We start from the raw sequence: 21,563 nt of genomic DNA, 5'->3' as shown, positions 1-21,563 counted from the left end.
GGCAAAACCCAAGTATAGTCTGGCTTTATTCAGCAAAAGCGGGCGTTTTTAGTGGCTTAAGCCGAAATCGAAAAAGCCAAGCTTTAGGGCTTAGCTTTATTAACTACTCACTAAGATGAAGCGGCTTACAAATTGCTCATGGCCTTGCCGTTCATTTCTTTTTCAAGGCCGGTATTTAAGGCCGAGCGCTGGCTGGTGCGTTTACGGTATGCCATTAACTTTGGGGGAAGTTGTTGTTGAAAGCTCATTGCCCAATTTAGGGTGTGACAGAGTAAAACATCTGCCACGGTAAACTGCTCGCCGCATAGGTAGCCTTCTTCTGGCACCCAAAGCTCGGCAATGGCAGCCGCTTTATTAAATTCCCAAGTAGCGGTTTCTAGCATTTCTGGTACGCGTAGTTCTTCAGGTAAAGCAAAGCGATGTTTGCCCATGCTCCAAAGTGCTTGCTCTAATTCGCAAATAGTAAAGCTTACCCAGCGATGATGTAGAGCGGATTGATCACTGCCCGGAGTGGGCAAAAAGTGCGGGCCGTATTTCTCGGCTAAATAAAGGCAAATTGCGGCAGATTCATTAAAGACTAGCTCGCCATCTTTTAATGCAGGCACTTTACCGCAGGGATTAATGCTTAAATATTCTTCGCTGCGGTGTTCACCGGCTTGAAGGTTAAGGTAGTGATAACTCCATTCGAGTTGTAATTCTTCCAGCATCCACGATACGCGCAAAGAGCGAGTGCGTGGCGAGCCATACAAAGTAATCATTGAGGCAATCCTTTTTAGCTACAACAAGGGCAAATTCAGCTATAGCATAGAAGCAAGTGGAGCCTATCGCTATAGTTTAGTGGCTTTAATTGATTAAAAAGCTATCAGTGGCTAAGTGCAGATAGTTAAGCGCTTCAAGCGTTTATCTTATCTCTGCTCTCTTGAATCTAGATGATATTTATTTTCAATCACTTAAAGATAATAGATGTCGGTAGCCTAGGCTCGTTTTCTGGGTCTGAACTGGGTAGACTATGTGCTCATTTTTTAGTGGTAGACGGACTCATCATGCAACAGCAAGTGGTTAAAACTGTTCGCAAAGCAACATGGATTGGCTCTATTGCCAATGTGTTTTTGGCGATTCTTAAGATTGGTGTGGGCAAGCTTACTGGTAGCCAAGCGCTGGTCGCCGATGGAGTACACAGTTTTTCTGATTTAGTCACCGATGCTGCTATTTTAATTGGCTCTCGTTATTGGGCTGCCCCTGCCGATAAAGAACACCCCTATGGTCATGGTCGTTTTGAAACGCTCACTAATATTTTTATTGGTGCATTGTTAATATTGGTCGGCGTTGGCATTGCTTGGGATTCGATAAATTCCTTAACCGCCAATGAAACCAGTAACCCTGGGGTATTAGCCTTAGCGGCTGCATTGGTGTCGATAGTCGTAAAAGAAGTGTTGTACCGTTGGACACTAATTCAAGCCAAACGTGTTAACAGCCGCGCTTTGCACGCCAACGCTTGGCATCATCGCAGTGATGCCCTAAGTTCGTTACCGGTTGCAGTAGCGGTATTGGCCAACTACTTCTTTCCGCATTTGCATTATTTGGATCAAATTGCTGCTTTATTGGTTACAGCGATGATTCTAAAGGCCGCGTGGGAAATTATATGGCCGGCTATGCAAGAGATTACCGAAAAAGAAGCAGATGAAAAGTTAGAGCAGAAAATTCAGCATCATGCGGTTAGTAATGATGAGATAAAAGAAGTACATGCGATTCGCAATCGCCGCGTGGGCAGTGCCATTTTGGTAGACTTTCACTTATTGGTTGACCCAGACATGAGTGTGGATAAAGCACATACCATTAGTGAAGAGTTTAAAGATCATTTGATGCAAGAGTTAGATGAAGTGGTGGATGTAATTATTCACATTGAGCCGTTTAATTGTGCCGAACGAGTCTTAAACCCTTGCTGTGACAGTTGTGATGATGAGCTCGCCAGCGAACAGGTATAGTTAACTTAAGCTAGCAGCAAAAAAGAGCGCTCTTTTTATTGCCTTGATGAAATTATTCTAAGCGCTTGCTATTTGTTTCATAAATATATGGAATCGGTTCCATTTTGCGTTTTTGATGCTTGAGGCTAGCCTGGCTGGTGCTCATGCTGGTTGTAACAGCAATGAGCAAAGCAGAGCGAGCAAATGGCGACCATTAAAGATGTGGCAAAATTAGCCGAGGTTGGCGTAGGCACGGTATCGCGTTCCTTGTCGGGAAATGGTGGAGTATCGGCTAAAGCACAACAGCGAATTAGCCAAGCCATGCTCCAACTAAATTATCGGCCTAATAGCTTTGCTCGCGCCTTATCAACACAGCGTTCCAATATTATTGGCGTGTGGTTACCTTCTTTATCTGGCTCTTTTCACCAGCATATATTGCACGCCATAGAGTTAGAGCTACGACGTCACGATAAACACCTCATTTTGGCCAATGCCGAAGGTGCAGGCAGCAATGAAGCTTGCTTACAGCACCTCGATTACTTAATTCGTCGCGACTGTGATGGGGTATTAATGGTATGTCCAGAAATGGCTGTATCCGACTTGCTTAGCGCACAAGCCAGCTACCCGCCGTTAGTCTTTATTAATCATTCGGTAGATTTACTGTCTGCAGAGTCTTTTAGTGTTGATCATTACTTGGGGGGCAGATTAGCTGCCATCGCGTTACTTGAACAGGGCCACCAAAACATTGCCTGTATCACTGGGCGATTAAGCGCCCAAGATGCCCAGCAGCGCCAGCAGGGCTTTGTGAATGAGTTAGCCAGACAAGACCGCCCAATTAATCCCAGGTTGGTTATTGAAGGTAGCTTTGATTTTGAAGAGTGCAGAGCAGCCATTCATCAATTGTTAAGCAGTGGCCTCGCGTTTGACGCATTGTTTTGTGGTAACGACAAGGTGGCGTTAGTGGCGTTATCAATGCTGCAAAGTGCCGGCATTAAGGTACCTCAACAAGTGGCGGTATTGGGTTACGACAATGTCGACTTTGCTGCTTATGCTTCTCCGCCCTTAAGCACCATTAGCATTCCTATAGAGCAAATGGCCAGTGCTGCCTGTCGGCGAGTACTCAACATGGCTTACGATTTGCAGTTAACGATTCCTAAAGTGGAATCACCTCGTTTTATCGCACGTGCTAGCACACCTTAGAGTCCTTTGATAATCACTAACAAGAGTTAAACCATGGCTAAGTTTATTGAAGACGGAACGCGTTATCAGCTTGACGACCCATGCATAGCGCCGAATAGCGCCGCTTATTTGTGGAACAAAAAAATGATGCTGCATATGAACTGTCGTGGTTATGCAGTGAGTCAATATATGGATCCTGAACCACGACAATACACCCATGTACCTAACTTAGCTGCGCAAAGCTTTATGCAGCCCGAGCAGCCTTATTTTAGTCATCATCCAGGGCGCTTTTTTTATTTAAGAGATAACCAAACGGGCGAGATGTTTTCGGCACCTTATGAGCCGATGCGGGTAAGTTTAGATGCTTATGCATTTGAACCTGGCTTGGCAGATATTCGCTGGAAAATTGAAAAACTGGATATTGAGCTCACTATTACGCTTAGTTTGGCAGCGAATGATGTACTAGAGCTCTGGCAAATACGCGTGGTTAATGTAAGTAACCACCTTAGAGACATTTCGCTTATACCCTATTTCCCGGTGGGTTATGCCTCGTGGATGAATATGGGAGGGCAATACAACACTGAGCTAAATGCGATTGTGTGTAGCAGCGTAACCCCTTATCAGAAAGTAGATGATTACTTCAAAAATCAACACCTAAAAGATCTGACGTTTTTGTCTGCTAGTCGAATTCCTGATTATTATGAAGTATCGCAAGCTGCCTTTGAAGGCGAAGGAGGCTTACATAACCCTAGTAGCCTTCAACATGGCGGTAACCTTGCTAACGGTGAGGCCCATTATGAATTGCCTGCGGCTATTATGCAGTTTCAATATTTGTTAGCGCCTAAAGCTAGCGACAGTTTGCGTTTATGTTTTGGGCCCGCTAAAGATAAGCCTGAAATTCAAAAACTTAATCAACGCTATTTGCAGAGTGATGAGCAGCAAATAAAAGCGGAATCTGAAGATTATTTCTCGCAGGCGCAAGGCTGCATGAAAGTGAACACACCCGATCAGCAGTTTAATCACTTTGTGAATAATTGGTTACCTCGACAGGTGTTTTATCATGGCGATAGCAATCGCCTTACTACCGACCCGCAAACACGTAACTACCTGCAAGACGCCATGGGCATGGTGTATCTCAACCCCCAAGCCTGTAAAAAGGCCATAATCACGGCGCTTCAACAACAGAAATTTAGTGGTGAAATGCCTGATGGCATTTTGCTTAGTGAACAAGCTGAGCTGAAATACATCAATCAGGTGCCGCATACCGATCACCCCGTTTGGCTAGCTATTGTATTAAGTGCCTACCTTCAAGAAACCAATGATTACAGTCTGTTGGAGCTGCCTTTAGCGTGGGCAGACCAAGCAATGCAGAGCAGTGTATTTGAACATGTTTCTAAGGCGATGCAGTTTTTATGCGAGGCTAATGATGAGCGAGGTTTACCGTATATTGCTCAAGGTGATTGGTGCGACCCAATGAATATGGTGGGTTACCAAGGCAAAGGGGTGTCGGGTTGGTTAGCTGAAGCCATTTCTTATGCCTTACAGTTGTGGGTACCAGTTTGCCATAAGCTTGAGCAAACTCAGCTAGCAAACCAATTTGAGCAACATGCCACACAACTTAATCAGCGTATTAATCAGTATTTTTGGGACGGGCAGTGGTATGGCCGAGGGATTACCGATAAAGGCGTATTATTTGGCGTAAGTAAGGATGTTGAAGGGCGTATTTTTCTTAATGCTCAAAGCTGGGCCTTATTATGTGGAGCCGCTAATCAGCAGCAAAGCCAACAAATGGTGGCAGCGATTGACGAGCAGCTCGACACGCCTTTTGGGGTAATGGTGAGCGCTCCTGCATATACCCAAATGCGCGATGATGTTGGCCGAGTGACCCAAAAGTGGCCCGGCAGCGCAGAGAATGGTTCGGTGTATAACCATGCGGCGGCGTTTTATGCGGCATCGCTGTACGCCAATGGTCTGGGTGAACGCGCGTTTAAGGTATTGCGAAAAATGATCCCCTCCAATGAGAATGAGGATTTAAGTATTCGTGGTCAGCTTCCGGTGTATTTGCCAAATTATTATCGTGGTGCTTACTACCAATACCCGCGTACTGCTGGTCGCTCTAGTAACTTGTTTAATACAGGAACCAGTGCTTGGTTTTATCAATTACTGGTTGAACAGTTATTTGGCATGCGCGGTTGCAGCGAAGGCTTGCTGGTAAGCCCGCAGTTACCCAAAGAATGGTTACATGCCTCGGCTCAACGCAAGTTTCGCGGCGCGACATTTGATATTGAGTTTGTGCAACAAGCTCTGTCAGAAAACGCTATACAGAAGTGTATTTCAGTAAGTGCTAACGTTTCGCAAAGTACTACACTTACCCTCTCGAATAAAAGCACCAATACACTGCTAATCAGTGGATTCACACCAGGTGAGCATTACTCGCTAACGGTAACACTAAGCGGTATAGAGACAGAACTTTCGGCTCAAACAACACGTGCGGAAAAGGTTGAATATGACGAACATTAAGCCCCCTATTATCTATATTATTATGGGCGTATCCGGGTCTGGAAAGTCTAGTGTTGGTAAAGCACTGGCGGAATGTTTGGGTTTTCAGTTTGTAGATGCAGACGATTTACACCCCACCAGTAATATTGAAAAAATGAAAAGCGGCCAGCCACTTGATGATCAAGACCGCTGGCCTTGGTTAGAACAAGTGACCCTATCTGCAGCTTCGTTTAGCCAGCGTGGGCAAAGCGTTGTGATTGTATGCTCAGCCTTAAAAAAAGCCTATCGCGATAAATTGAGAGAGATGTCTGGCACAGTGGGCTTTATTCATTTAGTTGGCACGCAAGCTTTAATTGAAACCCGCTTGCGACAACGAGAGCAGCATTTTATGCCCAGTGATTTGTTAAGCAGCCAATACCAAGACTTAGAGTTACCTACAGCTGCGGAGCACGATGTAGTGAATGTTTCGATAACCGGGCGTTTTGATATGGTTATGCAGCGTTGTATTCATGCGGCGAGTCATCTCGCTGAGGCGAGCAAACCATGAACTCGATTATTCAGCAAGTGACTCAAACCATTCGCCAGCGCAGCAAAACCTTACGTAATGATTATGTGCAACGAATGCAGCAGCAAGCCGCAAAAGGCAGCTCTAGGGCGCGTTTAAGTTGCGGTAATTTAGCACATGCTGTGGCTGCCTGTAGTGAGCAGCAAAAAGGGCGCTTGCTAGATTTTACTCGGGTTAATATTGCGATTATTAGTGCTTATAACGACATGTTAAGCGCACATCAACCGTATGCGGTATACCCGCAAAAGATTCAGCATTACTTGGCGAGCTTGGGCCACAGTGCTCAAGTGGCGGGTGGCGTGCCAGCAATGTGTGATGGGGTTACCCAAGGTCAAGAAGGCATGGATTTGTCTTTGTATTCACGTGATCTAATTGCTCAAAGTACCGCTATTGGCTTAAGTCACCAAGGCTTTGATGGGTGTTTGCTGTTAGGAGTGTGTGACAAAATAGCGCCTGGCCAACTGATGGGCGCCCTGTCTTTTGGTCACTTACCTACGGCTTTTGTACCGAGTGGACCAATGCCTAGCGGCATCTCAAACGAGCAAAAAGTGGCTGTTCGTCAGCTATACGCAGCGGGTGAGCTGGATAAATCAGCCTTACAAGAGACCGAAAATAAAGCTTACCACGCACCCGGCACTTGTACCTTTTATGGCACTGCGAATACTAACCAATTGGTATTTGAAGCCATGGGATTAATGCTACCGGGCAGCGCCTTTGTTGAAGTGAATTCACCTCTTCGAGAAAAACTCACCGAGCAGCTTGCTAAACACATGGTAAAAATTGCCATGGGCAGCCCCAATTATCAGCCTTTGTATCGAGTGCTTGACGAAAAGGCTTTGGTGAATGGTTTGGTTGCGCTAATGGCATCGGGCGGCAGCACTAACCACACCCTGCATATGATAGCGATAGCCCGTGCTGCAGGGTTGATATTAACCTGGGATGATTTTGCGCAACTGGCTAAAGCAGTGCCGCAACTCTCAAGTATGTATCCTAATGGCCCAGCCGATATTAATGCTTTTGAGCATGCGGGCGGGGTACCTTGCCTATTGCGTTTGTTAGCGCAACGCGGTTTGTTGCATATGGACGCGAATACCATTTATGGCCAGCTTAGTGATTACTTACAATCTCCTTATTTGGAGAATGGCGAGCTATGTTGGCGCAGTGCAAGTGAAAGCCTAAATAGCAGCGTGATTGCCGCTGACAAGCATCAGTTTGCCGAAAACGGTGGCTTACAATTACTCAGCGGTAACCTAGGCAGGGCAGTGATTAAAACCAGCGCTGTAGCCGTGAGCCAGCAAATAATTACAGCGCCCGCTAAAATCTTTGATTGCCAGCATCAAGTGGTAGAAGCTTACCAACAAGGTCTATTGAATCAAGATGTGGTGGTAGTGGTTCGTTATAACGGGCCTGCAGCCAATGGCATGCCAGAACTGCACAAGTTGATGCCGATACTGGGTAACCTTCAGAAACAAGGGTTTAAAGTGGCATTGGTAACAGATGGTCGTTTGTCGGGTGCTTCAGGAAAAATACCCTCTGCCTTACATTTAAGTCCTGAAACAGCTAAAGGTGGTATATTGGCGAAGTTACGCGATGGAGATTTGATTCAGCTCGATGCAATAAATGGCACTCTTAACTGCCAATTAGATCAGCAGCAGTTAAGTGCGAGAGAGATTGAGCAAGACAGCAAAACTCTGCAGCACTTTGGCACCGGCAGAGAGCTATTTGAACCATTCCGCCGCTTAATTGGCAGTGCCGAAAATGGCGCTAGTGTATTGTTTGATTAGTTAATATTAGTAAGAAGGTGAGACGGCTTAGCCAACACCATTGTTTGGCTTGTGTCGGCACGCTGTGCGGAGCTAAGCGTTAGCTTTACTCTGCACAACTAACGGCGAGTTTAGCGAAATGCCATGACTCACTTTAATACCTACCGCAATGCTCAAGGCTATTGGGATCAATAGCAATATAGTAAGAGTAATTCTGTTCATAAAGGCGACCTCTTGCTACCTACATTACATTAGACCGCGTAAACGGCAATTCCATTCATAAATTAACGTGAACAAGTCCCGCTTAGCCCACTCAAGGCTACTTTATTTGTTGATTTTGGGTTCTTCGTAGTCCTTTTTTTATCGTTTTTCGGTGCTTCAGCTATTCGTGTTCAGCTTTTGATGTAGCAAAATATTTATTCCTATAAGCTCCGCTTACACCTGCTCATTTTCCATTTCTCTTACTTATCGCCACACTTGTGCCATAAAAATCAATTACTTAAGAGAAGTCTCATGAGAAAGAGTAACAAACAGCGTAAACAGCCACCTTCACAGCGTGTATTTGTGGCGGCCGCTTTAGTGTTCGGTGTGTTTAATACTGCGTTAGTTAGCGCTAATCCCTGTGATGGCAATGTGATTACTGATGCGGTAGATGGCGCGATTATTGGTGGTGTAGCGGGGGCTATTGTAGGCAATGCTGGCAATGGAGCGGCCATAGGCGCTGGGGCTGGGGTGATTGCTGGCGCTTATGATGAAGAAGAGTGTGCCCGTTATGAACGCGAGTTTGTTGAAGATGCAATGGCTGAAGATATCTACCAGCAGCATTTAGATGATGAGATTGACGCAGAACTTATTTACGGTGAGTAAGTTAATGATTAGCCTTTTTAAGGCCTGCGTTCAATGCCCCCTTCAGAGTGTGTCCGTATGTTAAAAAAATACGTTTGGACCTTAGCCCTGCTAGCGGGAACGATTAGCGCTAAATCGACCTGGGATCAATTTCGTGACCCCTTAGATGGTAAGCTAGATGTCTCTGAGTGGGCTTTAGAAAATGCCCACGGCTTTTTACTGTTTCCGGCGCTAATTACCGATCCAGCTATTGGAAATGGCGGGCTATTAGGTGCCATTTTTTTCCACGAAACAGAAGAGCAAAAAGAGGAACGCCGGCGAACGAATACTGCAACAACTATCTCGCCGAGCGTTTCTGGCATTGTGGGTGGCGGTACCAACAATGGTACCCAGTTTTTTGGGGCTTTCCACTCTGGTAACTGGCTCAACGATGGCATTCGTTATGAAGGGGGCATATTCCAAGGCTTAATCAACATTGATTTTTACGGCGCGGGAGATCCGGTAAAAATGACTGCCGATGGATTTCTTACTCAGCATGACCTAGATATTCGTATCGCCAACAGTAACTGGTTTGTGAATGGGGGCTACAAGCTGAGTGGTGGAGATCTAAACTTTGAAGGTGTGGGTAAAACGGAGTCTAGAGATGCGGCTTTTTCTTATGGCTTGCTGTACGAATCCTTAGACAACCAGTTCTCTCCAAACAACGGTATTAAGGCTCGCGTAAAAGTATCTGAACACGGCAGCTATGCTGGAGGCGACCACGATTTTACTCGATTTAACTCGTACATTAATGCTTATCAAACGTTGTCGGATAAGTGGCGAGTCTCTGGCCGTGTGGTTGCTACCGCAGTTAGTGAGGGGGCGCCTGCTTGGGAGCTTCCATTTATCGATATTCGCGGTATCCCGGCGATGCGCTATCAAGGTGAACAGGTAGCGTCTGCAGAAGTAGAACTTGCCTACGCGCTAAATTCGCGCTGGGAATTGATTGGTTTTACGGGCGCAGGCTCGGCTTATAATTAAGGCCAAGATAGCGAGTTACAAACTATTTATGGTGGTGGGTTTAGACACTTAATCGCTCGCCAATTAGGCTTGAAGTGGGGTATTGATATTGCGCAGCACAAAAACGATACCGCTGTGTATTTGCAGTTCGGCTCAGCATGGTAGCGCTTAAATGTATGGTAAATCTGAAATAAAAAACGGAGCATTACGCTCCGTTTTAAGTTTATTGTTCAGCTAGCTTATTTAGCCGGTTTTAATTAACTGATTCATATCTTTCACTAGCTTATTAAAGGCTGTTAGCTCTTGTTTATCAATTGCCGATGCCAGCGGGATTTTAGCTGTCATTGCGTTTACCGCACGGCCATTTATATGAAACTCATAATGTAGGTGAGGGCCGGTAGAACGTCCGGTATTACCAGACTCTGCTATGATTTGACCGCGTGTGACTCGCTGACCTTTTCGCACTTTAAATTTATTTAAGTGCAGATAGCGCGAGCGATATTTGCCGCCGTGTTGAATCACTAAGTATTTACCGGCATAAGGGTGGTTTTCTATTCGCGTCACCACACCATCGCCTGCTGCGAGAACCGGGGTGCCAATGGCTACCGGGAAATCTGTACCGTTGTGCGGGGATATTCGCCCTGTTACCGGGTGCTTGCGACGAGGGTTAAACCCGGAGCTAACTCGTTGGGCGCGTTTTAATGGTACCCGCATAAAGGCTCGTGCAAGGCTTTCACCATCTTTATCGTAGTAGTTGCCGTTACTAAATAGGTAAGCGCTATATTCATTGCCACGATTAAACATGCGCACCGCGCTAATTTCGCTCTGACCGGTTAACTCATCATCAATGTATTGGCGGTTTCTTACCACTTGGAATACATCACCCGCTCGAAAATCACGTGAAAAACGAATTTTGTCTTTGAACATGGTGGCCACTTGTTCCACTTCACTTGGGCTTAATCCGGCTTTACGGGCAGATACGTAAAAGCTGCCTTCAATGGTGCCGCTAATGGCTTGTTTTTGCCATTGACCTTCAATGCTAACGGTTTCGTATTCAAAGGTAGTAGGGTCGACACGTTTAAAGACAATTTGTTGAGCAGGGTTAAAAGCCAGTTGTAGAGCTTGTAGCTCCTGTTTGTCGTGATCGATAGTAAAGGTAAGTTCATGCCCTGGGCTTAGAGTATCAAGTGCCAACACCGAGATGTCAGCTTCTAATACTTGATACATTGTGGTTTGCGTTATCTCGAAACGGGTGAAAATCTTACCTAAAGTATCACCTTCTTTGATGGTGTACTGGTAACTGCGTACGCCGCCAACTAGTGGCTCGCTGTTTGACGCGGTAGTGGACTCTGGCGATTGAACTGCTGAGTCAGCTTGTTGCTTGCTAGTGTTTACTGCTGACTGTTTAAACTGCGCTGAACTGGGTTCTGGGCGAGGTTTTTGTTTAACTAAATCAATGGCTTCACGTGAGCTACTGCTTAAGTCGAAAACTAAACCATCGTTTTGTTTAGTGAAGCTGTTTTGTGGCAGCTCGATCAGTTGGCGAGAACCCGCACTTGAAGTGGTGGTTTTTGACGAGGGCCAAAAGCTTGCGATGGTGATAACGGCTCCGCAGGCCAAAATGAGTTGCCAATGTTTGTTGGGCAGCCTGCTTGGGCGGCCAAACAGTTGGGCTTTACTGTTAAACATAGTGTCTTTTACCTATTAAACGCTGTCTTAATGCAGCTGTTGTTATAGTATTTTTAGTGGCTATGGTTGCCATAATCAGTGCTATATTCATGCGCTCTGTCTAGGTTGGCAGCTGGCGCACAAGCCTTGAAATTCGTAACTTTGAGGATGCAGACTAAACCCTTGTTGCCCTGCAAAATGATCTAACTCTAGCTTTAGCTCACTGGATAAATTCATTTGAGTCACACTTTTACAATCGGTACATATAAGTAAGGGGTGCGGTGCAAAGCTCTCTTGCTGCTGGCTTACTAAGTAACGACTTGTAGATTCAATATGCTGAATGAAGTGATGCTGAATTAAAAATTCTAGAGCTCGATAAACCGTTGGCGGTTTGGTTTTAGGCTGCTGCTGTTGCAGCTCTGCGAGCACGTCGTAGGCGCTAAGAGGTGCATTTTGTTTATGTAAAATGGCTAACACGGCGGCACGATTAGGAGTGAGCTTGAGTTTCTGCTGATGACAGTAATCATTTACGCGTTGTATATAATTAGCAGTAATCATGAAATACCGAGTAAAAACAAGGGTTAGCGAGGGGAGCTGTGAACACCCTCAAAATTTGAGCGTTACATTATAACATTGGTCGTGGTTTAGCAAGCTACAAGCCCTATTGAAAGGGCTGTTTGTGATTGTTAGCTCAGTATTTAAGTCTTTGTAAAGGCTGGATTAAAAACCGTCGTTGTTTAGCTACATGTCATCGCCACTTTAATCGCTAAACCACCTTGTGAAGTTTCGCGATATTTGGCGTTCATGTCTTTACCGGTGGCATACATGGTTTCGATGACTCTATCGAGGGATACGCGAGACTCGATGGTTCGCCTCAACGCCATGCGGCTTGAGTTAATCGCTTTTACTGCGGCAATCGCGTTACGCTCAATACACGGCACTTGTACTTGGCCAGCCACTGGATCGCAGGTTAGGCCCAAATTGTGTTCCATACCAATTTCGGCCGCTTCACAGACTTGCATTGGGCTACCACCAAGTAGCTCTGCTAAACCCGCGGCAGCCATGGAGCAGGCAACACCCACTTCGCCTTGGCAACCAACTTCTGCACCCGATACCGACGCATTGGTTTTATACAAAATGCCAATGGCACCTGAACACATCAAAAAACGTTGAACGGTTTCTTCATTTAAGGGTTCGATGAACTTGTTATAGTAAGCCAAAACCGCGGGGATTATACCCGCTGCGCCATTGGTGGGGGCGGTTACCACTCTGCCGCCAGCGGCGTTTTCTTCACTGACTGCTAAAGCAAACAAATTCACCCAATCAATAATGTCCATAGGGTCTTTGCTCATTGAACCGCGCCCTTTTAGTTGGCGTAGCAAAGAAGCTGCTCGCCGTGGCACGCGTAATGGACCCGCCAGTATGCCTTCGGTTTTGCAACCTCGGTCGATGGCTTGTGACATGGTTTGCCAAAGTGTGCTGGTTTGTTGGTTGATGATGGTTTGGGAGTTAAATGCTCGTTCATTGGCTCGAACTAAACCACTTATCGACATTCCGTTTTCGCGGCATTGCTCCAACAAGGATGCTGCTGAATTATAAGGAAAAGGCACGCTAATTGTTTGAGTGTTTGTTTGGCCAAAGTGTTGTTCTTCTACTACAAAGCCACCGCCAGTAGAGTAGTAGGTTATCGATTTGATGTTCTGGTTGCCTTGCCAAGCATGAATCACCATGCCGTTTTCGTGTAACGGCAAACAAGTGGAATGAAAAGTTAATGCCTTAGCAGGAAACGCCACTTGGTGTTGATTGTTGGCTACCTTAAGTATTGCGGTTTGTTCTAAGTGTTGTACAAAGCCCGCAATAGCATCGATATCTACATTGTGGGGTAGATTTCCTGCTAAACCCATAATAATGGCTGTGTCAGTGTGGTGGCCTTTGCCTGTTAACGACAAGGATCCATATACATCAACGGTAATGCTATCTACTTGTTTAAGTATCTTGGCTTGGGTTAACTGTTGAATAAAGTTATGAGCGGCAATCATCGGCCCAACGGTGTGTGAGCTAGATGGGCCTATACCCACCTTAAACACATCAAAAATACTAAGCATCAATTCTCTCGAATAAAAAAGGCAGAAGCACGTGACTTCTGCCCCAAAAATTAGCTGATAAATCTATAGGATCAGGCGGTTTTAAGCCTTAAAGGGTAAAACGGCTGGTGGCTACAATTTATGGCTAGTGAATAGCGGCGCCTAGGGTAATGAGAAAGCGTGATTCGGTAAACTGATTTTTGAGGGTTTTACGCTAAACAGACTTAGAATGCGTAAATATTTAATAAAGGTGGCTTAGATTGGTGGATTTTTAGAAGCTTTGCTCGCTTTGTGGTCACTCAACACTAATTTTGGAAAAAGCGGTTGACTTGTTTAGGCTAAAAACGTTTAATAGCCGCCGTTGCCCGGATAGCTCAGTCGGTAGAGCAGAGGATTGAAAATCCTCGTGTCGGTGGTTCGATTCCGCCTCCGGGCACCACCTTTTAAAAGCCTGCTTTTTAGCAGGCTTTTTTCATTTCCGTCCCTTGGAAAATAATGACACCTTAGTTGCCTGTATTTGGATAATGAATGATGTCGTGAAACACCGCTGTTTGCGGGTGCAAATTTCTATAACCATGTTCTTGATCTGCTGCAAAGCGAAGCGCTTGGCCTTTTTGCAAGCTTAGCCATAGCCCGTTAACCAGTACTTCCATTTCTCCACTTATTACAATGATATGCTCGCTCACACCCGGTTCGTGAGGCTCGGATACGCGTTGATAACCCGTTAATAGGGTGAGCTCGTACATCTCAAAGCCGTATTTTTCTTCATAGGGAAAGAGAGTCGCTACTAGCATGTTGTCGCTGGCAGGTTGTTGACGAAGCTGGTCAGCAGTTCTTATTTGTAGCGAACTTTGTTCACTGATACTGGGCTCTAAAAAGGTAGACAGTGAAGTAGAAAAGCCTCCCGCTATTTTCCACAAGGTGGCAATAGTAGGGCTAGATTCCCCACGTTCTATTTGGCCTAGCATAGCTTTACTCACGCCAGTTTGTTTGGCTGCGGTGTCTAAGCTCCACTTTTTTTGTTGACGTTGTGTTTTTAAGGCTTGAGCGAGGTATTGGTTGAGTGCGTGCAATTAGCCACCTAATGAATTCAAAAAATAATTTGTACGTTATAACGCACAGGTGCTAGGCTTGTCCACACCGTGCGCTATAGCGCACACAAGGTTAACGAGCAAAAGGAGTGCTTAACAATGCGTGACTGGTTTGTTGCTTCCCGTGTTTCAGCGGGTTTTATTGTGGTGTTGGTTGGCTATACCAGTTCCGCGGTGATTGTGTTTCAAGCTGCTGCTGCGGCAGGAGCCAGTGAGCAGCAAATAAGCTCTTGGTTATGGGCCTTGGGAGTGGGCATGGGACTGAGCAGCATTGGCTTATCTTGGTATAGCAAAAAGCCAATTCTTACTGCCTGGTCCACGCCTGGAGCAGCCTTGCTGGTAACTAGTTTACAAGGATTGTCGATTAACGAAGCGATTGGCGCATTTTTGTTTAGTTCTTTGCTGATAACTCTGAGTGGATTGAGTGGCTTTATCGATAAGTTGATTCGCTGGATCCCCCAGTCTTTAGCTTCGGCCATGCTAGCCGGGGTATTACTGCAGTTTAGTTTGCAATTGTTTAGTGCTTTAGAGAGCCAGTTAATCTTGGTAGTGGCTATGATTGCGTGTTATCTCATTGGTCGCCATATTGCTCCGCGTTATGTCATGTTGCTAACTTTGTTGGTGGGATGTGGCGTAGCTTATCAACTAGGTTTGTTAGATTTGTCATCAGTGAGTTTTCAGCTTGCTAAGCCCGAATGGGTTAGCCCAGATTTTTCTTGGCAGGCGCTGATTGGCGTTGGTTTACCTTTGTTTGTTGTGACCATGGCTTCACAAAATATGCCGGGAATAGCGGCTTTGCACGGTAATGGCTATCGCCCTGCCATTTCACCTATCATCGCTTGGACTGGCGTTACTGGCTTGGTTCTAGCACCCTTTGGAGGTTTCGCGTTTAATCTTTCAGCCATTACTGCGTCTATTTGCATGGGTAAGGAAGCCGATAGTGATCCAAGTAAGCGTTACCTAGCGTCTATTTGGGCTGGTATTTTCTATATCGCTATTGGCTTGTTGGGAGCAACGGTGGTGAGTTTATTCGCGGCATTTCCTCAAGAGCTAGTAACAGCAGTGGCTGGTTTAGCGCTATTAAGCACTATTGCCAATAGTTTGGCTGGTGCACTGGCTGATGCAGAGGGTAGGGAAGCGGCGATATGCACCTTTTTGTTAACTGCTTCTTCTGTGAGTTTCTTTGGTATTGGCAGCGCATTTTGGGGGTTAAGCTTAGGCATGTTGGTGCATTATTTCACGCAAGCTGTTAGTAAGAAAAAGCAGTTAATGAAGACTTAAACAGGTGGAACCTAAGACCATTTAGGTATACTAAGGTGATGAGTTGACTGAAGACTATATGTAAACAATATGCTGAAAAAAATAGCGGCTAAGATTGGCTACGGTTTACTTATACTCATGGTGACTGCTGAATTACTGGTATTGAGCTTACGCTGGATTGATCCCCCGATGTGGTCTTGGCGATTGCATCGAAGCTTATACCCACCCAGCAGTTATCCGGAGGATGTTGCTCATCAATGGCGAAACCTGAATGCGATTTCGCCAAGTATGGTGTTAGCTGTGGTGGCGGCAGAGGATCAGCGTTTCCCCCAGCATTGGGGTGTGGATTATTCCGCTATCATGATGGCGTTTAAGAATAATCAGCAAGGTGGCAAGTTGCGTGGCGCGAGTACCATAACCCAACAAACCGCTAAGAACCTTTGGTTGTGGCCCGCTCAGAGCTATTGGCGAAAAGCTTTTGAAGCTGGCTTTAGTCTGCTGCTTGAGTTGAGTTTACCCAAACAACGAATACTTGAAATTTATCTCAATGTGGCCGAGTTTGGACCTGGTATCTACGGAGTAGAAGCTGCCAGCAAACATTACTTTAAGCTGCCTGCTGCCAGATTAAGCCATTATCAATCTGCTAGTTTGGCTGCCTTATTACCAAGTCCCTATCGTTACAGTTTGTGGCCAAAAACGCCATACATGCAAAAGCGAGTTACCTGGATTCAACAGCAAATGCGCCAGCTAGGTGGCGCATACCTCAATTTTACAAAGTAACGTTATAAGGCTGCCTGGTACAAACCTATAGCGAACTGCGACGACAACTTAAGCGCCAGCAAAATTAAGAAAATCGATAAAGAAATGAGAGTAGCTTTAGACAGTGTTTTTAGGAATCCGATGAACATAATGACCTCACTTGTGTTTAGCCATCCTTGGAAATAATTCACTAATAATTATACTCAAGTGCCAGTGAATACTGAACTTACCAACTTGTCTTAGATCAATTTTTTCTGCTGTTTTTTTGTACGATTAATAACACTGTGATCGTTAACTCATAAGGGGTTAAATGTGACACTATTACTTATTGTGATTTAAATCTAAATGATAACGCTTGTTATTACTTTTATCGTAAGTTAATGAAATGTAAATATAATATGCGAAATTATTTGGATAGGTGTATACTTTTTCGATAGCTTAAATGGCAGTATGGAGTGAAGAAATGAAAGCCGATCCGAGCATAATAGCCTTACTAAATAAGGTGTTAACTACCGAACTCACATCAATAAATCAGTACTTTTTACACGCCAGAATGTACCGCAATTGGGGCTTAGAAGCGCTCAATGAGAAGAACTATAAAAAGTCGATTAAAGATATGAAACAAGCCGACAAAATTATGGAACGCATATTGTTCCTTGAAGGCTTACCTCATGCTCATATGTTGGGTACATTGCGGATTGGTGAATCAACGGAAGAGATGTTGCAATGCGATATGGACTTTCAGCTTGAGCAGCTTCCGGTACTAAAAGATGCTATTGCCAGTTGTGAAGCTGCCAAAGATTTTGTAAGTCGTGATTTATTAGAAGAAATTCTAGATTACGAAGAAGATCATGTTGATTGGATTGAAACTCAGCAATATCAAATTGATAAGATGGGCATTGAAAATTACTTAGCTGCTCAAATTACTGAAGGAGACGACTAATGAAGGGTAATAGTGAAGTAATTGACGCGTTAAATCGCCTGTTAATGAATGAACTAACAGCAATGGATCAATACTTTATCCACTCTCGTATGTACGAAGATTGGGGACTAAATAAGCTCTATGAGCGAATCGACCATGAGTTTGATGATGAGAAAGGTCATGCTTCGTTGTTGATCCAGAGAATTTTGTTTTTGGAAGGTACTCCTGATTTAAGTCAGCGTGAGCCTTTACGCATTGGTAAAGATGTACCAAGTATGCTGGAGAACGACCTTAAAGTTGAATATGAGGTCGACGCCTTGCTGAAAGAAACGATGGCCTTGTGCGAAACTAAACAAGACTACGTAACGCGTAATATGCTACAAACTTTAATTGACGATACAGAAATGGACCATGCTTACTGGCTGGAACAACAGCTTGGTTTAATTAATAAGATTGGATTACAAAATTATATGCAAAGCCAGCTATAAAATTACTGGTTTTATTTAGAAGCCGAATGCAGATGCTTTCGGCTTTTTTGTATGTTTCATTACTATGTTTTCTATAGTTGCCAACTCAACATTGACCACGATTTCTCCATAGCAAGTCGTTTTAGTTTAGGGCAGGGGTTTACCACATAGGCCTTGTCTACATGTTCCAATAGCGCTCGGTCGTTAATAGAATCAGAATAAAAGTAGCTACGCTGGTAAGCTTGTGGCTTGTTTTCCTGCCATTCTAGTAAACGAATTACTTTACCTTCTCTAAAGCTGGCAACACCGTCTATATGTTCGCTATAGCTGCCATTTTTAAGCTTTAAATCTACCCCTAGAAAGTCTTTTACGCTTAGCTGCTTGGCGACTTGTTTGACAATAAAGCTTACCGTTGCAGAGATAATAAGCACCTGATGTTGCTGATAAAGGAGAGCATCGATTAGCTTTTGACCTTCAGGGTAAATAATCTGTCGAATGTGTTGTTGTATAAAGTCTTCGACTAACTGATCTATTTGACTACAGCTAAGTGATTGAATAGGACTGAGGCTAAAACGGATGTATTCTTCAAGTGCCAGCTCTCCCTGGGCGTACTGCTCCATCATTGCGGCATCCTGCGCTAAGAAACCAGCTTGAGTGACAATACCTTGTTCTACTAGATACTGGTGCCACAACACTCCACTATCACCCGCTATAAGGGTATCGTCTAAATCAAATATATGTAAGTCCACTCAAACGTCTTCCATTTTCAAGGCTGCTAATTGCCATGCTAGATAAATTGTTGGGGAGGCTCAATGATATTGGGTGAAGCAGATAAAGAAAAGGCCAGCTAAGCTGGCCTTGATTGATTATGCAGAGTCTTTCTTGAGATTCTCTGGCAAGCTGTCAGGTAACGGTGACCAACTGCGTTGCTGAGCTTCTCCATGCAATACCTTACGAAGTTTTTCGTTAGCGGCTGCTGCGTAGATTTTCTCTGTTTTAATTTCTTCTTCTTTACGTTTTAACGCATCTTCCATATCTAACTGAAGATCTTTATGGCGTTTGCTTGTGGCAAAGAATACTAAACCTATAAGTGCTACTAATACCGCAACCACAGCGCCAAATAACCACCAGGCAATGCCTGATTGTTCTGGTTGACCTGCGTCTTCGGTACGTTGCACCAATTCAACAATATGAGCACTTAGCTTATTGTTTTGGTCACGTAATTCGTCACGCTGAGTCTGCATTTGGTTGAATTGGTCTTGTAACTGTTTCTGTTGCTCTGAATTACCAGTATTCTCAGAAATTGTTTTTTGAAGACCTAATATTTGCTCGTTTACACCAGCCAGTTGATTCTCTAGCTGTTGGTTACGCTCAAGTAGTTGAGCTTCAGCATTACTGCTACCAGCTTGCTCTACTTGGCTGTACAAACTTTGGTTAGATGCAGTTAAAGTACGGTTCTCATTACTGATCTTATCGTTAAGCTGTAACAACGCTTGGTAATCAATTAGTTTGCTATTTAAGTCATTCTGCAAACGTTGGTTGATTTTTTGAGTATCATTAAGTGCCGATTGCAACTTATTAATACTACGATTCTTTTTCGTTAAATCGTCTTTTAATACCGCTAACGTGCGCTTCATTTCAGGGCTTGGACCAGAACTCTTAGCTACTGATTTTGCTTTCGGTTTTGGTTTTGGCGCTACTTTAGCTTTAGCGGTAGTCGTTGTTGCTTTTACTTTAGGTACCGGTGGCGGCAACACAGTTTTAGCTTTAGGTGGGGTAGTGGTCTTTTTCGCTGTCGCTGTTTTAGCATTATTAGCGAATTGTCTAGGAAGACCCGTGTAGATTTTTGGATCTTTTTCTACAATCCAAATATCCATACCGTGTTTACTTTTAATCCACTTCCACTCTTCAACTTTCATATGGTGAAGTTCACCGTTAGTTAAAGTGTAAGAAAACTGTTTCGCATCAGGGCGAACAGGAATAGTAAATGCCACACCGAAGTCGTCAAACTTGCTTGGCATTAGTGGATCGGCAGGGGTTGTACCTTTACGCAAGCGAAAATCGGTTCTGGCACCTACTTCTTTGCCATTAACCATTTCTTCGCCAGCCCAGATGTGAAGACCCCAACCATCATAGTTGTTAGTGATACTTTTATAATGCACTGTGACGTTGGCCGCAGTGGCAACTGTACTCACACACCAGAAAAGTAATATAAATATTGATGCTCTTTGCACAATTACTCCATTAACTTGTTAAGTCGCATAACGCCATAGTAACTAAAAAAACAGTAAAGAAGTAGCAACTAGATCACCAATATGGTGTTAAATTTTAAAGAAAAATTGACCTAGCTCCAATTGCAGTAGATTTTTGTACAAAAAAAAGACAGTTTTTGCTGTTGATAAAAATTGCAAGAAAGCAATGGGTAAGATCTTTAGAGGAACAAACTATGAAATATCGTCAACTCGGCGACTCAAATTTAAATGTGAGTGAAATATGCCTAGGAACCATGACCTGGGGTGAGCAAAATTCTCAAGCTGATGCCTTTGCTCAGTTGGATTACGCCTTAGCAAATGGTGTTAATTTTATCGACACTGCTGAGATGTATCCGGTTCCTCCGCAGCAAAGCACTCAAGGTGCTACGGAAACCATGATTGGCAAATACTTCGCTCAACGGGATTGCCGAGATGAGGTTGTTTTGGCATCTAAAGTGGCTGCCCCCTCTAAGAGTGACCGCGGTGGCTACATTCGCAACGATATGAGCTTAACTTGGAATGGTATTCACCAAGCAGTAGAAGATTCATTAAACCGACTACAGACAGATTATTTAGATTTATATCAGGTGCATTGGCCAGATCGCGCGACTAACTTTTTTGGTCAACTGAATTATCAACACCAAGAAGACGCCGCTCAAACACCGATCATCGAAACCTTAGAGGCTTTGGCTGATCTCGTTAAATCCGGCAAGGTAAGATATTTGGGGATCTCAAACGAAACGCCTTGGGGAGCAATGCGATATGTTCAGCTAGCTGAGAAGCACAACCTGCCTAAGATCGTGTCGATCCAGAACCCTTATAATTTGCTAAATCGTAGTTTCGAAATCAACTTGGCTGAAGTCTCTCACCGTGAAAACTTACCTCTATTGGCTTATTCGCCATTAGCATTTGGTGCACTAAGCGGTAAATATTTAAATAATCAGTGGCCAGAGGGGGCGCGTTTAACTATTTATAAACGTTTTGCCCGTTACGGAAGCGATATCGCCGAAGGGGCTATTCAGTGTTATGTAGATGTGGCACGTGAGTTTAAGTTAAGCCCCGTTCAACTCGCACTGGCATTTGTTAATCAGCGTAGCTTTGTTGGTTCTAACATTATTGGTGCCACTTCCTTAGCGCAGTTAAAAGAAAACTTATCGAGCACTCAAGTAGTGATCTCTGATGAACTTGAGCGGCGCCTTCAGGAAATTGGCGACGAGTTTCGTATTCCTTGTCCTTAATAGGTGA

General features: G+C 44.4%; 20 protein-coding genes and 1 tRNA gene. 13 read left to right on the top strand and 8 right to left on the bottom strand.

Annotation, left to right across the window (positions count from 1 at the left end; genetic code table 11):
* Window positions 1-125: 125 nt before the first annotated feature.
* Complete coding sequence (locus tag FFR00_RS02875; RefSeq protein WP_137671846.1) at window positions 126-758, bottom strand: glutathione S-transferase family protein; 633 nt, start codon at window positions 756-758, stop codon at window positions 126-128.
* Window positions 759-929: 171 nt separating this feature from the next.
* Between FFR00_RS02875 and FFR00_RS02870 the strand changes: the two genes are divergently transcribed.
* The 5 genes from FFR00_RS02870 (at window position 930) to edd (ending at window position 7,991) form a co-directional block, all read left to right on the top strand.
* Window positions 930-1,985, top strand: coding sequence for a cation diffusion facilitator family transporter (locus FFR00_RS02870; protein ID WP_201798671.1), 1,056 nt, complete (start codon window positions 930-932; stop codon window positions 1,983-1,985).
* A 183-nt stretch (window positions 1,986-2,168) separates the two neighbouring features.
* Entirely contained in the window at window positions 2,169-3,164 is a 996-nt protein-coding gene (locus tag FFR00_RS02865; protein ID WP_137671845.1) for a LacI family DNA-binding transcriptional regulator, read from the top strand.
* Between the two features lie 33 nt (window positions 3,165-3,197).
* The gene (locus FFR00_RS02860) at window positions 3,198-5,663 is read left to right on the top strand and encodes a GH36-type glycosyl hydrolase domain-containing protein (RefSeq protein ID WP_137671844.1); all 2,466 of its coding nucleotides are present in this window, start codon (window positions 3,198-3,200) and stop codon (window positions 5,661-5,663) included.
* Complete coding sequence (locus FFR00_RS02855; protein WP_137671843.1) at window positions 5,650-6,189, top strand: gluconokinase; 540 nt, start codon at window positions 5,650-5,652, stop codon at window positions 6,187-6,189. Before FFR00_RS02860 ends, FFR00_RS02855 begins: the two co-directional genes overlap by 14 nt.
* Window positions 6,186-7,991, top strand: coding sequence for a phosphogluconate dehydratase (edd, locus tag FFR00_RS02850; protein WP_137671842.1), 1,806 nt, complete (start codon window positions 6,186-6,188; stop codon window positions 7,989-7,991). The genes FFR00_RS02855 and edd overlap by 4 nt, the downstream gene beginning before the upstream one ends.
* 72 nt (window positions 7,992-8,063) lie before the next feature.
* Here the strand turns inward: edd and FFR00_RS21955 are convergent, their stop codons facing one another.
* Complete coding sequence (locus tag FFR00_RS21955) at window positions 8,064-8,192, bottom strand: hypothetical protein (protein WP_255437648.1); 129 nt, start codon at window positions 8,190-8,192, stop codon at window positions 8,064-8,066.
* Window positions 8,193-8,483: 291 nt separating this feature from the next.
* Between FFR00_RS21955 and FFR00_RS02845 the strand changes: the two genes are divergently transcribed.
* Together FFR00_RS02845 and FFR00_RS02840 are read left to right on the top strand one after the other, a co-directional pair.
* Window positions 8,484-8,837 (top strand): glycine zipper family protein, encoded by a 354-nt coding sequence (locus FFR00_RS02845; RefSeq protein WP_137671841.1) that lies wholly within the window; start codon window positions 8,484-8,486, stop codon window positions 8,835-8,837.
* Window positions 8,838-8,894: 57 nt separating this feature from the next.
* Complete coding sequence (locus FFR00_RS02840) at window positions 8,895-9,836, top strand: BamA/TamA family outer membrane protein (protein WP_161985074.1); 942 nt, start codon at window positions 8,895-8,897, stop codon at window positions 9,834-9,836.
* Between the two features lie 222 nt (window positions 9,837-10,058).
* Here the strand turns inward: FFR00_RS02840 and FFR00_RS02835 are convergent, their stop codons facing one another.
* The 3 genes from FFR00_RS02835 to FFR00_RS02825 form a co-directional block, all read right to left on the bottom strand.
* A complete protein-coding gene (locus FFR00_RS02835; RefSeq protein ID WP_137671839.1) occupies window positions 10,059-11,504 on the bottom strand; it encodes a peptidoglycan DD-metalloendopeptidase family protein in 1,446 nt (481 codons plus the stop codon).
* An 87-nt stretch (window positions 11,505-11,591) separates the two neighbouring features.
* The gene (locus FFR00_RS02830) at window positions 11,592-12,041 is read right to left on the bottom strand and encodes a Fur family transcriptional regulator (protein ID WP_137671838.1); all 450 of its coding nucleotides are present in this window, start codon (window positions 12,039-12,041) and stop codon (window positions 11,592-11,594) included.
* A gap of 179 nt (window positions 12,042-12,220) precedes the next feature.
* Window positions 12,221-13,588: an L-serine ammonia-lyase gene (locus FFR00_RS02825; protein WP_137671837.1), complete on the bottom strand. Its 1,368-nt coding sequence runs from the start codon at window positions 13,586-13,588 to the stop codon at window positions 12,221-12,223.
* A 342-nt stretch (window positions 13,589-13,930) separates the two neighbouring features.
* Here FFR00_RS02825 and FFR00_RS02820 point away from each other — a divergent pair.
* Window positions 13,931-14,006 (top strand) — tRNA-Phe (locus FFR00_RS02820).
* Between the two features lie 64 nt (window positions 14,007-14,070).
* On the opposite strand, the gene FFR00_RS02815 is transcribed toward FFR00_RS02820, so the two are convergent.
* Complete coding sequence (locus tag FFR00_RS02815) at window positions 14,071-14,640, bottom strand: helix-turn-helix domain-containing protein (RefSeq protein ID WP_137671836.1); 570 nt, start codon at window positions 14,638-14,640, stop codon at window positions 14,071-14,073.
* Between the two features lie 117 nt (window positions 14,641-14,757).
* Here FFR00_RS02815 and FFR00_RS02810 point away from each other — a divergent pair, with 117 nt between their 5' ends.
* From FFR00_RS02810 to bfr (FFR00_RS02795), 4 genes are all read left to right on the top strand, one after another.
* Window positions 14,758-15,939, top strand: coding sequence for a benzoate/H(+) symporter BenE family transporter (locus tag FFR00_RS02810; RefSeq protein WP_137671835.1), 1,182 nt, complete (start codon window positions 14,758-14,760; stop codon window positions 15,937-15,939).
* A gap of 69 nt (window positions 15,940-16,008) precedes the next feature.
* The gene (mtgA, locus tag FFR00_RS02805) at window positions 16,009-16,698 is read left to right on the top strand and encodes a monofunctional biosynthetic peptidoglycan transglycosylase (RefSeq protein WP_137671834.1); all 690 of its coding nucleotides are present in this window, start codon (window positions 16,009-16,011) and stop codon (window positions 16,696-16,698) included.
* Between the two features lie 442 nt (window positions 16,699-17,140).
* Window positions 17,141-17,620, top strand: coding sequence for a bacterioferritin (gene bfr, locus FFR00_RS02800; protein WP_137671833.1), 480 nt, complete (start codon window positions 17,141-17,143; stop codon window positions 17,618-17,620).
* On the top strand, window positions 17,620-18,087 hold the full coding sequence (gene bfr / locus FFR00_RS02795; RefSeq protein WP_137671832.1) for a bacterioferritin: 468 nt from the start codon (window positions 17,620-17,622) through the stop codon (window positions 18,085-18,087). Before bfr (FFR00_RS02800) ends, bfr (FFR00_RS02795) begins: the two co-directional genes overlap by 1 nt.
* A gap of 71 nt (window positions 18,088-18,158) precedes the next feature.
* On the opposite strand, the gene FFR00_RS02790 is transcribed toward bfr (FFR00_RS02795), so the two are convergent.
* Complete coding sequence (locus tag FFR00_RS02790) at window positions 18,159-18,815, bottom strand: HAD family phosphatase (RefSeq protein WP_137671831.1); 657 nt, start codon at window positions 18,813-18,815, stop codon at window positions 18,159-18,161.
* A 117-nt stretch (window positions 18,816-18,932) separates the two neighbouring features.
* A complete protein-coding gene (locus FFR00_RS02785; protein WP_161985073.1) occupies window positions 18,933-20,300 on the bottom strand; it encodes a pullulanase-associated domain-containing protein in 1,368 nt (455 codons plus the stop codon).
* Between the two features lie 212 nt (window positions 20,301-20,512).
* Here FFR00_RS02785 and FFR00_RS02780 point away from each other — a divergent pair, with 212 nt between their 5' ends.
* Window positions 20,513-21,556, top strand: coding sequence for an NADP(H)-dependent aldo-keto reductase (locus FFR00_RS02780; RefSeq protein ID WP_137671829.1), 1,044 nt, complete (start codon window positions 20,513-20,515; stop codon window positions 21,554-21,556).
* The last annotated feature ends 7 nt before the right edge of the window (window positions 21,557-21,563 follow it).

This window comes from Agarivorans sp. Toyoura001 (assembly GCF_005405585.1).
Lineage (GTDB): Bacteria > Pseudomonadota > Gammaproteobacteria > Enterobacterales > Celerinatantimonadaceae > Agarivorans.
The sequence above is the reverse complement of the archived record's forward strand: the minus strand, read 5'-3'. Positions and strand labels throughout refer to the sequence as shown.

Bases quoted from the DNA above. Each gene is read 5' to 3' on its own strand.
- bfr (WP_137671832.1), top strand. From the start codon at position 17,620: ATGAAGGGTAATAGTGAAGTAATTGACGCGTTAAATCGCCTGTTAATG.
- FFR00_RS02780 (WP_137671829.1), top strand. From the start codon at position 20,513: ATGAAATATCGTCAACTCGGCGACTCAAATTTAAATGTGAGTGAAATA.
- FFR00_RS02855 (WP_137671843.1), top strand. From the start codon at position 5,650: ATGACGAACATTAAGCCCCCTATTATCTATATTATTATGGGCGTATCC.
- FFR00_RS02830 (WP_137671838.1), bottom strand. From the start codon at position 12,041: ATGATTACTGCTAATTATATACAACGCGTAAATGATTACTGTCATCAG.
- FFR00_RS02835 (WP_137671839.1), bottom strand. From the start codon at position 11,504: ATGTTTAACAGTAAAGCCCAACTGTTTGGCCGCCCAAGCAGGCTGCCC.
- FFR00_RS02810 (WP_137671835.1), top strand. From the start codon at position 14,758: ATGCGTGACTGGTTTGTTGCTTCCCGTGTTTCAGCGGGTTTTATTGTG.
- FFR00_RS02840 (WP_161985074.1), top strand. From the start codon at position 8,895: ATGTTAAAAAAATACGTTTGGACCTTAGCCCTGCTAGCGGGAACGATT.
- FFR00_RS21955 (WP_255437648.1), bottom strand. From the start codon at position 8,192: ATGAACAGAATTACTCTTACTATATTGCTATTGATCCCAATAGCCTTG.
- FFR00_RS02860 (WP_137671844.1), top strand. From the start codon at position 3,198: ATGGCTAAGTTTATTGAAGACGGAACGCGTTATCAGCTTGACGACCCA.
- FFR00_RS02825 (WP_137671837.1), bottom strand. From the start codon at position 13,588: ATGCTTAGTATTTTTGATGTGTTTAAGGTGGGTATAGGCCCATCTAGC.
- mtgA (WP_137671834.1), top strand. From the start codon at position 16,009: ATGCTGAAAAAAATAGCGGCTAAGATTGGCTACGGTTTACTTATACTC.
- FFR00_RS02875 (WP_137671846.1), bottom strand. From the start codon at position 758: ATGATTACTTTGTATGGCTCGCCACGCACTCGCTCTTTGCGCGTATCG.
- FFR00_RS02865 (WP_137671845.1), top strand. From the start codon at position 2,169: ATGGCGACCATTAAAGATGTGGCAAAATTAGCCGAGGTTGGCGTAGGC.
- bfr (WP_137671833.1), top strand. From the start codon at position 17,141: ATGAAAGCCGATCCGAGCATAATAGCCTTACTAAATAAGGTGTTAACT.
- edd (WP_137671842.1), top strand. From the start codon at position 6,186: ATGAACTCGATTATTCAGCAAGTGACTCAAACCATTCGCCAGCGCAGC.
- FFR00_RS02845 (WP_137671841.1), top strand. From the start codon at position 8,484: ATGAGAAAGAGTAACAAACAGCGTAAACAGCCACCTTCACAGCGTGTA.
- FFR00_RS02870 (WP_201798671.1), top strand. From the start codon at position 930: ATGATATTTATTTTCAATCACTTAAAGATAATAGATGTCGGTAGCCTA.